This window comes from Mammaliicoccus sp. F-M27 (genome assembly GCF_022387115.1).
Taxonomy (GTDB): Bacteria; Bacillota; Bacilli; order Staphylococcales; family Staphylococcaceae; genus Mammaliicoccus; species Mammaliicoccus vitulinus.
Window position 1 is genome coordinate 52,781 of sequence record NZ_JAJNIE010000003.1, and the last position, 13,300, is coordinate 66,080.

Annotated in this window: 13 protein-coding genes and 1 pseudogene; 4 read left to right on the top strand and 10 right to left on the bottom strand. The window is 33.1% G+C overall.

Annotated elements, in window-relative coordinates; genetic code table 11:
- Nucleotides 1-178 precede the first annotated feature (178 nt).
- The 6 genes and pseudogenes from LQ598_RS04715 to LQ598_RS04740 all read right to left on the bottom strand — a co-directional run bounded on the left by LQ598_RS04715 (nucleotide 179) and on the right by LQ598_RS04740 (nucleotide 4,941).
- Entirely contained in the window at nucleotides 179-1,222 is a 1,044-nt protein-coding gene (locus LQ598_RS04715) for a HAMP domain-containing sensor histidine kinase (RefSeq protein ID WP_239745324.1), read from the bottom strand.
- Nucleotides 1,223-1,902, bottom strand: a pseudogene (locus tag LQ598_RS04720) (response regulator transcription factor).
- Nucleotides 1,903-1,907: 5 nt separating this feature from the next.
- A complete protein-coding gene (locus LQ598_RS04725) occupies nucleotides 1,908-2,345 on the bottom strand; it encodes a DoxX family protein (RefSeq protein ID WP_107559139.1) in 438 nt (145 codons plus the stop codon).
- 66 nt (nucleotides 2,346-2,411) lie between these two features.
- Nucleotides 2,412-2,864: a DM13 domain-containing protein gene (locus LQ598_RS04730; protein ID WP_192978135.1), complete on the bottom strand. Its 453-nt coding sequence runs from the start codon at nucleotides 2,862-2,864 to the stop codon at nucleotides 2,412-2,414.
- 92 nt (nucleotides 2,865-2,956) lie between these two features.
- Nucleotides 2,957-3,637 carry a ribose-5-phosphate isomerase RpiA gene (gene rpiA, locus LQ598_RS04735; protein ID WP_345773314.1) on the bottom strand — a complete coding sequence of 227 codons (681 nt, stop codon included), beginning with the start codon at nucleotides 3,635-3,637 and terminating at the stop codon, nucleotides 2,957-2,959.
- Nucleotides 3,638-3,798: 161 nt separating this feature from the next.
- Complete coding sequence (locus LQ598_RS04740) at nucleotides 3,799-4,941, bottom strand: NADH-dependent flavin oxidoreductase (protein ID WP_192978136.1); 1,143 nt, start codon at nucleotides 4,939-4,941, stop codon at nucleotides 3,799-3,801.
- Nucleotides 4,942-5,292: 351 nt separating this feature from the next.
- Between LQ598_RS04740 and LQ598_RS04745 the strand changes: the two genes are divergently transcribed.
- From LQ598_RS04745 to LQ598_RS04760, 4 genes are read left to right on the top strand one after another with little or no spacing between them, the layout of a single operon-like run.
- The gene (locus LQ598_RS04745; protein WP_107537126.1) at nucleotides 5,293-5,739 is read left to right on the top strand and encodes a PTS sugar transporter subunit IIA; all 447 of its coding nucleotides are present in this window, start codon (nucleotides 5,293-5,295) and stop codon (nucleotides 5,737-5,739) included.
- Between the two features lie 10 nt (nucleotides 5,740-5,749).
- On the top strand, nucleotides 5,750-7,135 hold the full coding sequence (locus tag LQ598_RS04750; RefSeq protein ID WP_107556763.1) for a PTS fructose transporter subunit IIC: 1,386 nt from the start codon (nucleotides 5,750-5,752) through the stop codon (nucleotides 7,133-7,135).
- Between the two features lie 26 nt (nucleotides 7,136-7,161).
- Nucleotides 7,162-8,025, top strand: a complete 864-nt coding sequence (locus tag LQ598_RS04755) for a ketose-bisphosphate aldolase (protein WP_192978137.1) — start codon at nucleotides 7,162-7,164, stop codon at nucleotides 8,023-8,025.
- 24 nt (nucleotides 8,026-8,049) lie between these two features.
- Nucleotides 8,050-8,820: a DeoR/GlpR family DNA-binding transcription regulator gene (locus LQ598_RS04760; RefSeq protein ID WP_107556762.1), complete on the top strand. Its 771-nt coding sequence runs from the start codon at nucleotides 8,050-8,052 to the stop codon at nucleotides 8,818-8,820.
- An 88-nt stretch (nucleotides 8,821-8,908) separates the two neighbouring features.
- Here the strand turns inward: LQ598_RS04760 and LQ598_RS04765 are convergent, their stop codons facing one another.
- From LQ598_RS04765 to LQ598_RS04780, 4 genes are read right to left on the bottom strand one after another with little or no spacing between them, the layout of a single operon-like run.
- Nucleotides 8,909-10,267 (bottom strand): PTS ascorbate transporter subunit IIC, encoded by a 1,359-nt coding sequence (locus tag LQ598_RS04765; protein ID WP_239745325.1) that lies wholly within the window; start codon nucleotides 10,265-10,267, stop codon nucleotides 8,909-8,911.
- Between the two features lie 19 nt (nucleotides 10,268-10,286).
- On the bottom strand, nucleotides 10,287-10,571 hold the full coding sequence (locus tag LQ598_RS04770; protein ID WP_103322872.1) for a PTS sugar transporter subunit IIB: 285 nt from the start codon (nucleotides 10,569-10,571) through the stop codon (nucleotides 10,287-10,289).
- A gap of 1 nt (nucleotide 10,572) precedes the next feature.
- Nucleotides 10,573-11,013, bottom strand: a complete 441-nt coding sequence (locus tag LQ598_RS04775) for a PTS sugar transporter subunit IIA (RefSeq protein WP_103322873.1) — start codon at nucleotides 11,011-11,013, stop codon at nucleotides 10,573-10,575.
- Between the two features lie 2 nt (nucleotides 11,014-11,015).
- On the bottom strand, nucleotides 11,016-12,959 hold the full coding sequence (locus tag LQ598_RS04780; protein WP_103322874.1) for a BglG family transcription antiterminator: 1,944 nt from the start codon (nucleotides 12,957-12,959) through the stop codon (nucleotides 11,016-11,018).
- Between the last annotated feature and the right edge of the window lie 341 nt (nucleotides 12,960-13,300).

Genomic DNA, 13,300 nt, shown 5'->3' on the forward strand with positions numbered 1-13,300 from the left:
ATTAGGTCATCGCCTAGTGAAGAGTTCTTTTCATATTAAATATTACGATTTTGAATGATTGTTACGGTCAAAGCGCACGAAGACTCAGAAGATATCGTGCGTTTCTGGTAAATTCTGGATAAAACGCACGAAGACTCAGAAGTTATTGTGCGTTTCTGATGAAGATTTCTACTCGTCATTATTTCATTGGTACTTTCAAATAAAATGTTGTACCTACATCTACTTTACTTTCAACTTCTAGCTGTCCATCCATTTGATATGCGAGATTTTTAGCTATATAAAGACCTAAACCAGAGCCTCCTGTATCTTTATTTCTTGATGCTTCTACACGATACGTTCTATCAAAGATACGCTTTAAATGTTTATCAGCTATACCTGGTCCATCGTCTGAAACAGCGATACAAACAAACCCATCCGCTTCTTTCCTTACTTTAATTTCTATTCTTGAACCTAACTGTGTAAACTTGAATGCATTGTCGATAATATTTATTAAAATTCGTTCCAGAGGTATTCTATATTGTGTGATCGACGTGATTTCTTCGCATAGTTGTACATCTATTGTTCGATTTTCATTCGATAATTGTCGTTCGTAAGATTGTAAAATCGTCACAAAAAGTTTGTCTAAATATATCGTTTCAAGTTTATAATTTTTAGAGTGATTTGTATTGAGTTCCATTACACTTGTTAATTCATCGAACATAAATGATATGCGTTGCGCTTGCTTAATTAAGACATCATAAGCTTTTTGTTGTTCATCGGAGTTAGTAATAATACCTTCTTTCAAACCTTCTGCATAAGAAGCGATACTTGCTAAAGGTGTTTTTAAATCATGTGTTAAATTTTGTACCAGTTCACTTTTTTCCAATTGTTCATGTTTCACTTGTTCAATTTGTGCTTCTATATTGTGTGCCATCGTATTAAATGAATCACTTAGTTCTTTCATTTCTTTCGGACTATCTATTTTTAATTTCTTTTCATTATAATTTCCTTTAACAATCAATTTAGTTTGTTTATTCATGAGCCTTATACGTTTAACTAACGGATTAATAAACAAAATACATATAAATGTCGTAAGGCAACTTGAGATAATCGCGCTTACTGTGAGCAACAATGTCGTGTTTGCATCGAACCACATCCACTTATATGCAAATGCTAAAATAAGTGTCGTTAATACGATACTACTTATAAAAGCAGTCATGATTTGCGTTCTAATTGTTAACATCTACTTCGCCCTTTCAAATTTATATCCAAGCCCCCATACCGTCTTAATGACATACTCATTATAATTTTGTTGTTCTAACTTTTCTCTTATGCGACGAATATGTACGTTTACAGTGTTCGTATCTTCATAATAGTCATAGCCCCATATTTTTCTAAAAGTTCTGATTTGGATATGACCATTTTTTCGTGTTCTGCCAAATACCAAAGCAAATCAAATTCTTTCACTCTTAACGCAATATCTTGCCCATCAATCTGAATAATCTTTTCTTGTTTGCATAATTGTAATGAACCAAAAGTTAAATATGCTTGTTTGTTATATTTTTGAGTACGATTTAATAAGTTATGCGCTCTTAACACGAGTTCACGCGGGCTAAATGGTTTCTTAATATAATCGTCAGCGCCTAAGGTCAACGCATATATCGTGTCGTGTTCTTGTGTTTTAGCTGTTAAATATATAAACGGAATATATAATTGTTGAGCTTTCATTTCTTTAACCACATCATAGCCATTTTTCTCAGGCATCATAATATCTAAAATGATCAAATCGATATTATCCTTCATGCGATCGATAGCTTGTTGTCCATTCGATGCTGTTACGACTTGATGGCCTTCGTATTCGAAGTACGTCTTACAAATATCTAAAATATCTTGTTCGTCATCTACTATTAAAATATTCGCCATATTATCTATCCTGCTTCCTTTTTCATAAACATTTTGTAAACTGCGTGCAATGACATATTACGTAAACGCTCCACATTTAACGCAATTATGATAAAACCTATAAGCTGCATAGGATACGTAAAAATCATATCAGCTAAAATGTAATTTATCATTATAAATATACCAAAAAGTGCTGCATAATACTGTAAGAAACCAAGGATTAGCGCTAGTCCAATCATGATTTCTCCGAGCGGAATCACCCATTCCCATATTGTCGTATATGGTGCAATGATATGCTCAAAAAACTGCTTATACCTTGTCGGTGAGTCTTCGTTTTGAGCAATGACTTTTGTTAATCCTTCTAAACGAAATCCTCCAGTTATTTTTTCATAACCTTGCATTAAAATAATAAAGCCACTTATAAATCGAACAATTAAACATAAGATTTGAAATATTTTCTTCATGGCATACTCCTTTAAATAAAGTTTAAGGGAAACCCAGACTTTCTGAATTCCCCTTAGCAATTGAATTTATTTTAATTTAGCACTTCCAAATATGACATGTGCCTTTTTACAATAAATCGTAACTTCATTATATTTAGATGTATCCATATCTTTTAAATCAAAAGTTTGTTCCATCTTGTTATAATCGACTTTATCGATTTCCATGCCTTTTTCAACGTCCCCATCTTTCGTTAAGTAAACATGTAAGTCAGGTCCTTTAGACGATTTAAAATCTGTAAGCATCAATTTATGATCTTTAATAGTTGCTTTCCCTTTTACCATTTCATCATTCATAGATTTAAACATGCCAGACTTCATCATATCTTGATCTTTCATGTTGTCTTTATTCATGTCTTTATCTTTCATTTCACTTTTATTGTCCATCTTTTCATCTTTGTTCATATCGCCATTTCCACAAGCACCTAATAATAACGTAGTAGTGAGCGCAAATGCTCCAAATGTAGTTTTCGTTAAATTCATATCACACATCTCCTCTTTAGTTGATAACTTAAGTGTATGTGCTATGTGGTCATTAAACCATTAACTGTTTATTAACTACTATGAACTCATTATTAATTATTTAATGCTATAATTTTTTCAGGATTTGAATAACTGATAAGTACTTTTTGAACCATGTTAATAAATAAACCTGTCTCTACTACACCAATAATAGAAATTAAATCTCGATTTAACTTTTCAGGGTTATGAATCTCTTTAAAATCACAATCTAAAATATAATGACCGTTGTCGGTTAAGAATGTACCATCTTTACCCACTCTTAAAGTAGTATCACAACCTAGCGCTTCAATTTCACGAGCCGCCACTTCCCATCCAAAAGGAACCACTTCAACAGGTAATTTAAACTTACCTAGCGTCTTAACATATTTAGATTCATCAACAATAACGATAAATTGATCAGTGGCATTAGCTACAATTTTCTCACGTAAAAGCGCGCCACCCCCACCTTTAATCAATTGCAAGTTGCCATCTATTTCATCAGCACCGTCAATCACAATATCTAAATGACTCACTTCAGAAAAATCAGTAAGTGGAATACCATACTGCTGAGCCCATTTAGCCGTCTGTTCAGAAGTAGGAATCCCTTTTATATTTAAGTCATCTTTAACACGTTCACCTAGCCTTTGAATCGCATAATACATCGTCGAACCAGTACCTAATCCAACTACCATACCATCTTGAATATCATTAACCGCTTCATGCGCAACCTGTTCTTTAAGCTTATCTTGATTCACGCTTAACACCTCATTTAAAATAAAAGCTATATAAAATTCAGTTTAACATAATGTGAAATATGTGTAGTTATATGGTGTTTGACTCTACTCATAATAAAAAAGCTACCATAAAGTCGATTCGACTTTATGGTAACTTTTAGCTGTATTCTTATTTTCAATTCTTACTTAGTGTTTGATGCTTTTTCGTCAGTTCTTGGTAATGGATAAAATCCTGCGTTGAACTGTTTCCATAATGGTTCTGGTAAATCATGTTTATCTGTTCTTTCTGGATCGAAAACTGAAATGATTTCATCTTCTTTACCTTGTTCAATTTTTGCAACAAATTGATGATCAAGTAATAATTCTCTTCCTAATGCAATTAGCGGTGAACCTGTTTCATAAGCTGCTAATGCATCGTCTGCTGTAAAGATTGATCCGATACCAATTAAAGGCACACGTCCGTTAATCCAATCTAATAATAATTTCACACGTTGTTCACCTTTGTACTGTCCTTCTCTTGTTGTTGAGTGGATATCCATTAATGATACATGTAAATAATCGATTGGTTGTTCTGACAATGTTTTAACGAGTTTTTCAGTTAATTCCATAGAGATACCTGGAGATTCTACTTCTTCAGGAGAAAAACGATATCCTACAATAAAGTCTGGTGAAGCATGTTCACGTACGACTTTAGTAACAGCATCAATAACTGCTAATGGATATTTCAAGTGGTCTCCCCATGTATCTTCTCTTCGATTGTAATAAGGGGAGAAGAATTGGTGAATTAAGTAATGGTTAGCACCATGAATTTCAACACCATCGAAACCTGCTTCAATTGCTATTTTAGTAGCATTAGCAAATGATTCAATTGAATGTTCTATTTCTTCAACAGTTAATGCACGGGCTACATGTGGTTCTTTTTGACCGAAGCCTCTTACTTCAACTTCACTTGGAGCAGCCACTTCACCAGTAGGCGTTAAACCTGGTAATGACATTGCACCACCGTGATGAATTTGGATTAAAGCTTTCGCACCATTTTTCTTCATCACTTCAGCTTGTTTCGTTAATCCTGGAAGATCTTCTTCTTTAGATACTGAAGGTTGCCCTGGAAAAGCTTGTCCAAGAGGTTCAACATAACTTGCTGCAGAAATAGATATTCCTACATCTTTAGAACGTTTTTCTATATATGGTATTTCAATGTCAGAAATTGTACCATCTTCATTTGAAGATACGTGCGTTAAAGGTGCTAAGACAAATCTGTTTCTAACTTCTACACCATTAGGTAATTTTAAAGACTTAAATAAAGGTTCGTATTTTTCATTCATTTTAATAAATCCTCCTTATGAAGTAACACTATACCACCATAAGAATTTAACTTGCCAATTAAATGCTTATGCTTTTAGTAAGAAATAAGGTGGATTGTACTTTAGAACTTGAGATGAGTGGGCGCGACGTCTCTTGGATTAAGGGCCTAAGTTTAGCTACAATAACCTGTTTTTCACATATAACTTATACTACATTTTAATTTGAACGATTTCGGTCATTAAAACTAATTTTTTGTACTTAAATATATGTTATATGACATAAATCATTCAAATTATTGAATAGTATGAATTATATGGTATGATTATAAACAATAAGTAAGCGCTTACAAATTGGTATAGGAGGTGTTATATATGACACTAGTTGAACTTATTGATAAAAATACTTTTATTTTTGATAAATCAATCACTACAAAAGATGAACTATTTAATTCACTTACAGAAATATTGAACGAAAAAGGTTATTTAAAAAACAAGAAAAAGTTTCTAAAAGATTTATACAAACGGGAAAAAATCATTTCAACGGGAATTGAAGATGGATTTGGTATACCTCACACGAAAACAAAATATATAAATAAACCCATAATTACTTTTGCAAAGACTTCTGAGTTGGATGATTATAAAGCATTAGATGACACAAAAATAAACACAGTATTTCTCATTGCATTACCCATTAATGCTCATAACTCACATCTGGATTTATTAAGTGAATTAGCTAGATTGTTAATGGATTCAGAATTTCGTCAATATATCAAAAATGCTGAACAACCGGATGAAATAGTTAAAATTTTATCTGTATAGGAGGAATATTATGAATATAGTTGGTATTACAGCATGTCCTACAGGGATTGCTCATACTTATATGGCTGCAGAAAAATTAAGTAATACAGCAACAAAACTTGGACATAATATAAAAATTGAAACCCAAGGATCTAAAATTGATAATATTTTAACTCAAGAAGAAATTAATAATGCCGATTTAATCATATTAGCAATTGATAAAGATATCGATTTAAGTAGGTTCCGCGGAATGAGTATCAAAAAGACTTCAACTGCAAATGCTATTAAAGATCCTGAAAACCTTATAGAAGATGGTTTGAATAATGTTGACGTAATATATATAGAAAATGATAATGGCGATCGCGATTCTAAAAGTAAAACCGGAATATATAACCATTTTATGAATGGTGTAAATTATATGCTGCCTTTTGTTATAGCTGGTGGAATTTTAATAGCTATTAGCTTTGCATTTGGAATAAATGCATCTAATCCTGATTCAGATTCATATAACAGATTCGCTGCTGCTCTATCAAAAATTGGTGGTGATACTGCCTTTCAATTAATGGTTCCAGCATTGTCTGCAGGTATAGCGTCTTCAATTGCTGGGAGAGCTGGCTTTGCCCCTGGTTTAGTTGCTGGTACTCTAGCAACTGTTGATGGTTCAGGATTTTTGGGCGGAATGATTAGTGGTTTATTAGCAGGTTATGTAACTAATGCTTTAGCTAATAAAGTTAAAATACCTAAATCTATTTCGGCACTTTATCATCTAATTATAGTACCATTAGTTTCTATTTTAATAGTTGGACTTGCTATGATTTTTCTCATTAATACACCTATTTCATGGTTGCTTGAAACATTAACTCATTGGCTTAACAGTTTAGGACAATCATCAGGAATTTTATTCGGATTACTAATTGGCGCAATGATGGCTGCAGATATGGGTGGACCAATTAATAAATCTGTTTCCACATTTTCGATTGGATTAATGTCAGCTGGTGTTACTGCACCCATAGCAGCATGTATGGTAGCAGGTATGACACCACCTCTAGGTTTAGCCTTAGCAACTCTATTATTTAAAAACAAATTTACTATAGAGGAAAGAGCTTCAGGTAAGTCTTGTTGGGTTCTAGGTGCTTCATATATTACTGAAGGTGCGATACCATTTGCCGTTGCCGATCCGCTCAGAGTCATACCTAGTCTAATATTAGGCTCTGCAACAGCAGCTGCAATATCTATGGGTGCAGGTATAACATCTCTAGCTCCTCATGGCGGTATTTGGATAATGTTTATCCCCAATGTGATTAATCATTTGTTCATATATACTATTGCAATTATTAGTGGAACAGTTGTCACAGCGTTATCAGTGGGTTTACTAAAGAAAAAAATCACAATTAGACAAGAGATAAAATCTAGTTAAATTATTAAAAATAAGGTGGAGATATAATGTTATATAATATGAAAGATTTACTAAAAGTTGCGAATGAACATCAATTTGCTGTTCCCGCTTTTAATATATGTAGTTTTGACATGCTGAAATCTATTATGGAAGAAGTAGAGAGACTTAACGCCCCTGTTATTCTAGAGATACACCCTGATGAAATTGAGTATCTAGGAGATCACTTCGTTTCTGTTATAAAAAGTTATGCGCTGAATAGTAAAGTTCCTGTTGTAATTCACTTGGATCATGGAGGCACATTATTCGATGTTACTAGAGCTATTAAAAACGGTTATACGTCAGTTATGATTGATGCTTCAACGAAATCCTTTGAAGATAATATATCTATAACTAAAAAAGTTGTTGAATTAGCACATAATGTTGGAGTTTCAGTCGAGGCAGAATTAGGAACAATTGGGAATAATGGTTCTGCTGAAGGTGGTACTGACGAGATAATATTTACTGATCCAGACCAAGCTGAATACTTTGTTAAAGAGACTAATATTGATACTTTAGCTGTGGCAATCGGTACGTCTCATGGATTATATCCTAAAGGTAAAAAACCGAAATTAAATATTGATTTATTAAAAGAAATTAATTCCAGACTCTCTATACCAATAGTTCTACACGGTGGTTCAGGTAATCCCGATGAAGAAGTACGTGAATCGGTAATTTATGGAGTAGGCAAAGTTAATTTAAGCTCGGATTTAAAAAGTGTTTTCTTCGATGAAGTTAGAAATACTTTAATCGAAAACAAAAAAATGTATGAACCAAATGAAGTTTATCCAAGAGCAAATTCAAAGTTAAAGGAAGTAGTTGAATATAAAATGAATTTATTGAATACTGTAGGAAAAGGAATTTTATATAAGTAATAACATATAAAGGCGGTCTGTTTTATGCTTAAAGTTATAGAAGAACGTCAACAAATTATAATTAACCATTTAAAAATTGTTCAATTTGCTAGGACTCAAGATTTGATTGATTTAGTAAAATATAGTGAAGCTACAGTAAAAAGAGACTTAATTGAATTAGAAAAGAAGGGATTAGTTAGAAGAACACGGGGTGGTGCAATGATTATAGATAATCAAAAAATAGACCTACCCTATTTGATGAAAATAATTAATTTTAATGAACAAGATGATAAACATAAAATTGCTGAAAAAGCTAAGGACTTAATCAATGATGACATGGTAATATTTTTAGATTCAAGTACTACTACGTTACATCTTATTAAAATGTTATCTAAATTTGAAGGTTTACAAATCATCACTAATGGTGTTCTTACAGCTTCACTTTTATCAGAATTTACTGATGCCCAAATCAATATTTTAGGAGGAACAGTTGTAAAAAAAAGAAATACAATTAATGGATCTAAGGCATTTAATGATGCTTTAACCTATAATGCTGACATATCATTTGTTTCTTGTAGAGGATTTGATTTAGAGAAAGGTGCTACAGAAACGACTGAAGGTGAAGCATTTATTAAACAGGCCTTTAGACAAAACTCAAAACATTTAGTTTTACTAGTCACGGAGGATAAATTTCACAATAAATACCTTCATAAAAGCCTATCTTTACACGATATAGATACTATAGTCACTGATTACAATTTATCACATAAAGAAGTCGATTTATTAAAAAGAAATAACATTACTTGTATCTATTAACTCAAAAATTTATTAAGAACATTACTACTCACCTTAAATCCCTCCATACAAAAAGCACTTCGACTGATTTCGAAGTGCTTTGTTTTATTTATTTTTCTTCTGCTACTTTTTGATTTGAACATCTTTGTAATAACACGCCCAACACGCCGATAATGATGATGATTGCAATGACACCGGCAAGTCCTAAGAATTTCGCTATATATCCTATAACGATTCCTACTGCTAAGAAGTCTGTATCTGAGAATGTAGTGGATGCTGCGCCTAAATCTCCCATAAATGGCAGTAGTAATAGTGGTAAGAATGTCACTAAAATACCATTTAAGGCTGATCCTGCTATTGCACCTTTTATACCACCTCTTGCGTTACCGAACACGCCTGCTGTTGCTCCTAAGAAAAAGTGTGGTACGACGCCTGGTAAAATGACGACGCCTCCTATTAAGAACATGATTAGCATTCCGATAACACCTGTTACGAAACTTACGAAAAAGCCTATTAACACCGCGTTTTGTGCGTATGGGAATACGATTGGGCAGTCTAATGCTGGTTTCGTATTTGGTACAAGTTTCTCTGAAATACCTTTAAATGCTGGTACGATTTCAGCTAAAATCAGTCTTACACCTGTTAAAATAATAAATACACCTGCTGCGAATGTGACACCTTGAATAACGGAGAACACGATAAAGTTTGTACCGTCACTTAATTCTGTATGTACAAAGGTTGGTCCCGCAAATAATGCAGCAATCACATAAAGTACGATCATTGTTAATGAAATACTTATTGTACTTTCTCTTAAAAAGCTTAAACCTTTAGGAAACTTAATATCTTCTGTTGATTTTGATTTCCCAGAAAATAATTTACCTATTTCACCTGCTGCCCAGTAACTTACTGTTCCAAAATGACCGATTGCTACTTGATCAGAGCCAGTGATTTTTTTCATTGTTGATTGTCCAAGTGCTGGTAAAACTGCCATAATAAGTCCTAAAATAATTGAACCTACAACGACTGTCATTGTACCTGTTATATTACCTACTGTTAACAGTATTGCTAGAAAAGCCGCCATATAAAATGTGTGATGACCTGTTAAGAAGATATATTTTAAATTTGTAAATCTTGCGATCAATATATTAACTAACATCCCGAACATCATAATTAAAGCTGCTGTAGTTCCATAATCTTTTAAAGCAATTGAAATAATGGCTTCGTTATTCGGAACGACCCCTTGAACACCAAATGCTTCTTGAAACATTTTTCCGAATGGTTCTAATGAATCTGTAACAACGCCTGCTCCAGCACTTAATACAAGAAAGCCTAATATTGTTTTAATGGTACCTGATGTAATATCTGCTGCTGATTTTTTCTGTACAATTAAACCAATTAATGCAATAAGTGCTACTAGTATAGCAGGTTGACTAAAAACATCTACAAAAAATCCTAGTATTGAATTCATGATGGTGTCTCTCCTTCGTTTATAAAATGTTCAGTGCTTTTAATTTTTCTTCAAGTTTATTTTGCAATTCTTCTTTGTCTAAAATGTTATCTAAAACGATTACTTCACCTAATCTTTGAGCATTTTCTTCTAAATCTCTCCCACAAATAAAGATATCTGCCATATCAGGGCTTGCTGACATAATGTCGCTATGTTCAACTTTAACATCGGATGGCGCTTGTAAATTTTTCAACGCTTCTTGTGCATTCATTTCTACCATGAAACTACTTCCTAAACCATGTCCACAAACTACTAAAATTTTCATATTAATCATTCTCCTTAAATATATTTATAATTTCTGATTTACTATTTGCCAAAATAAGTGACGCAACTGTTTCTTTATCGCTTAATATCGTTGCCAGTTTTTTTAAAATTTCGAGATGCGCTTCATTATCGATCGCACTTAATACGAATACTAATGATGCGTAATGACTGTTATCCGAAAAGTTAATATGCTCTTCTAGCTTCAATAAGCTTAATCCTACTTTATGAACATTGTCATTCGGTCTCGCATGCGCAATGGCAATTTCTGGTGCAATGACAATGTAAGGTCCCATATCATGCACACTTTTGATCATTGATTTGACATAATCATCATTAAAATAACCTTCTTGCAATAATGGTGCTGCTGCCACTTGAATACTTTCTTCCCAATTAGCAACTTTTTCTCTTAACTGTATATGTTCTTCCTTTATAATTTGGGTCAAATTTAGACACCCTCCTCATTTTGACTTACGGTTTTTATGAGTTGCAATATTGTTTCTTTCTGACCTGCAATTAATTCATTTCTATATTCTTCATTCATAATTATTCGACTTAACTGACCAAGCGCATTCAAATGAATTTGAGGTTGGCTTGTCGCAAGTATGACCACAACTTTCACAGGATCAAACCGATCATGTCCAAATTCAACGCCATTTTCAAAGTGTGCGATAGACATACTTACAGGGACATTTACATTTTCAAAATTAGAATGAAGTAATGCAATATGAGGTCCGATAACCATATAAGGACCAAATTTATCTAAATGATCGATAATTTCATCACCATATTGTTCATTAACATGTCCAACATCCACTAAAGTTTGAACACTCGTTTTGATAGCTTCATCTCTGCTTGAAACTTTTACATGCGTTTGAATATGGTTTTCAGGTATGACATTTTCTAAACTCGGACCAACCGTTTTAAAGCTTGAGATATATCTTTCTCTATAATCATTAATCATTTGATTGATTTTACTTCTATCTTCCTTCATTAAAAATGGTGAAACTTCTATGGTCGGTACTGAAAAGCCATCGACCGGCACAGTAGAAATAATATAATCGACTCCATGAGATTTTAGAAAACTTTCCGAAATATCATAAATTGAAAAAGCATCTAAAATTTCTAATTCAGGATAAATATTTTCGATGCGACTTTTTAATAACTGAGAAGTCCCAACACCCGAACCACATAACAAGATAACTTTAATTTGAGTCGGTTCCTCATTAGACAATCGTTCTATTGAAGACGCAAAATGTAACGCTAAATATGCAACTTCATCTTCATTAAAAGTGACTTGATAAGCTTCTTCCAATATCCCAACTTGTTGTTTAATCGCTAATACAAGTTCGGAATACTCCTTTAGAATTTCTTCTTTCAATGGATTGGAATGCGTCATATCAAAAGACATTCTATGGATGGCCGGCTGTAAATGTGTAACAAGACCTGTAAGCAGTTTATGATCATGTATAAGTGGCATGCCTATTTGAGCACTTACTTTTTGAATGAATAAACTTGCTAAATTGGATAGATTTTGTTGAGTTTGTTCTTGATGAAATTTATTGACCCTAGCCCCTAATAAATGCAATGTGATAAAAGCAGCTTCACTTTTAGGAAAAGCTATATTAAATACTTTTTCTAATTCGGCAGTAATTTGAATGGCTATATTAAAAGCATCTGTCTTGCTCAATCTTTCATACTCTTCATCGGGAATATCAAAAACAAATTGCTTCTTCGCGCGATGAATCGCAATAATAATGTGATATATTAAACCATCAATACCGACTTGAACCAGTTGGAAATCTTGATCATTTATAGTTGTAATAACAGCACGTCTTATTTTTTCAAGTTCATCTTCAGAAAAAATTTCAATCCCAATTTGAGCTGTAGATTTACGGAAATACTCATTAACCACATTGGCATAAGCTTCTCTTAAATATTTTTCATTACCTTCAATGACAAATCCTTTGTTCTTTTTATACTCTAGAACAAGCGTATATTCCTCTAACCAATGCTGCACAGACTTCAAATCATCAACAACCGTACGGCGTGATACATTCAGAATGTCAGCTAAACTTTGAGAACTAATAGGACTTGAAGATTCAAACAACCTTAAAATAATCTGTTCTTTTCTTTCATTTTTAGAATAATGAATGTCCAACTCAACATTCGACACTTCATTATCATTTTCTTTTTGTGATAATTTGACGCCTAAACTCTTATTTCTCTCAACATCAATATTCAATTCACTTTTAAAAGATTCAATAAACTCCAAATCATATTGAATCGTCCGTTCAGTAACTTGAAATAAAGATGCCAATTCGGAAATGGTTACGAAGCCTTTCTCAGATGATAAATAAGACAATATGTTTCTCTGTCGTTTACTAAGCAATCAAATAACCTCCCTAAATCTATTGTAAGCGTTTGCTCATAGTTGTAGATGTGTAATCTACTTCGTTTTATAATCCGAAACATTTCACATCAATGCAAATAATTAGAACTTTAAGCATATTGGACGCGGATGGAACTCATGATTTCAGGGGTGGACTGGAGGAAATGAGGAGTTGGTGGATGGGGTCAGGAGTGAGTTTATTCCACAGTTAATCCAAGACATTGCCCATGTCGTGAGTTAAGTCTGGAATTAATCCAAGAAAAAGCCCATGTCGTGAGTTTATTCCACAGTTAATCCAAGACATCGCCCATGTCGTGAGTTTATTCCACAGTTAATCCAAG

Bases quoted from the DNA above. Each gene is read 5' to 3' on its own strand.
- LQ598_RS04715 (WP_239745324.1), bottom strand. From the start codon at position 1,222: ATGTTAACAATTAGAACGCAAATCATGACTGCTTTTATAAGTAGTATC.
- LQ598_RS04725 (WP_107559139.1), bottom strand. From the start codon at position 2,345: ATGAAGAAAATATTTCAAATCTTATGTTTAATTGTTCGATTTATAAGT.
- LQ598_RS04730 (WP_192978135.1), bottom strand. From the start codon at position 2,864: ATGAATTTAACGAAAACTACATTTGGAGCATTTGCGCTCACTACTACG.
- LQ598_RS04740 (WP_192978136.1), bottom strand. From the start codon at position 4,941: ATGAATGAAAAATACGAACCTTTATTTAAGTCTTTAAAATTACCTAAT.
- LQ598_RS04745 (WP_107537126.1), top strand. From the start codon at position 5,293: ATGACACTAGTTGAACTTATTGATAAAAATACTTTTATTTTTGATAAA.
- LQ598_RS04750 (WP_107556763.1), top strand. From the start codon at position 5,750: ATGAATATAGTTGGTATTACAGCATGTCCTACAGGGATTGCTCATACT.
- LQ598_RS04755 (WP_192978137.1), top strand. From the start codon at position 7,162: ATGTTATATAATATGAAAGATTTACTAAAAGTTGCGAATGAACATCAA.
- LQ598_RS04760 (WP_107556762.1), top strand. From the start codon at position 8,050: ATGCTTAAAGTTATAGAAGAACGTCAACAAATTATAATTAACCATTTA.
- LQ598_RS04765 (WP_239745325.1), bottom strand. From the start codon at position 10,267: ATGAATTCAATACTAGGATTTTTTGTAGATGTTTTTAGTCAACCTGCT.
- LQ598_RS04770 (WP_103322872.1), bottom strand. From the start codon at position 10,571: ATGAAAATTTTAGTAGTTTGTGGACATGGTTTAGGAAGTAGTTTCATG.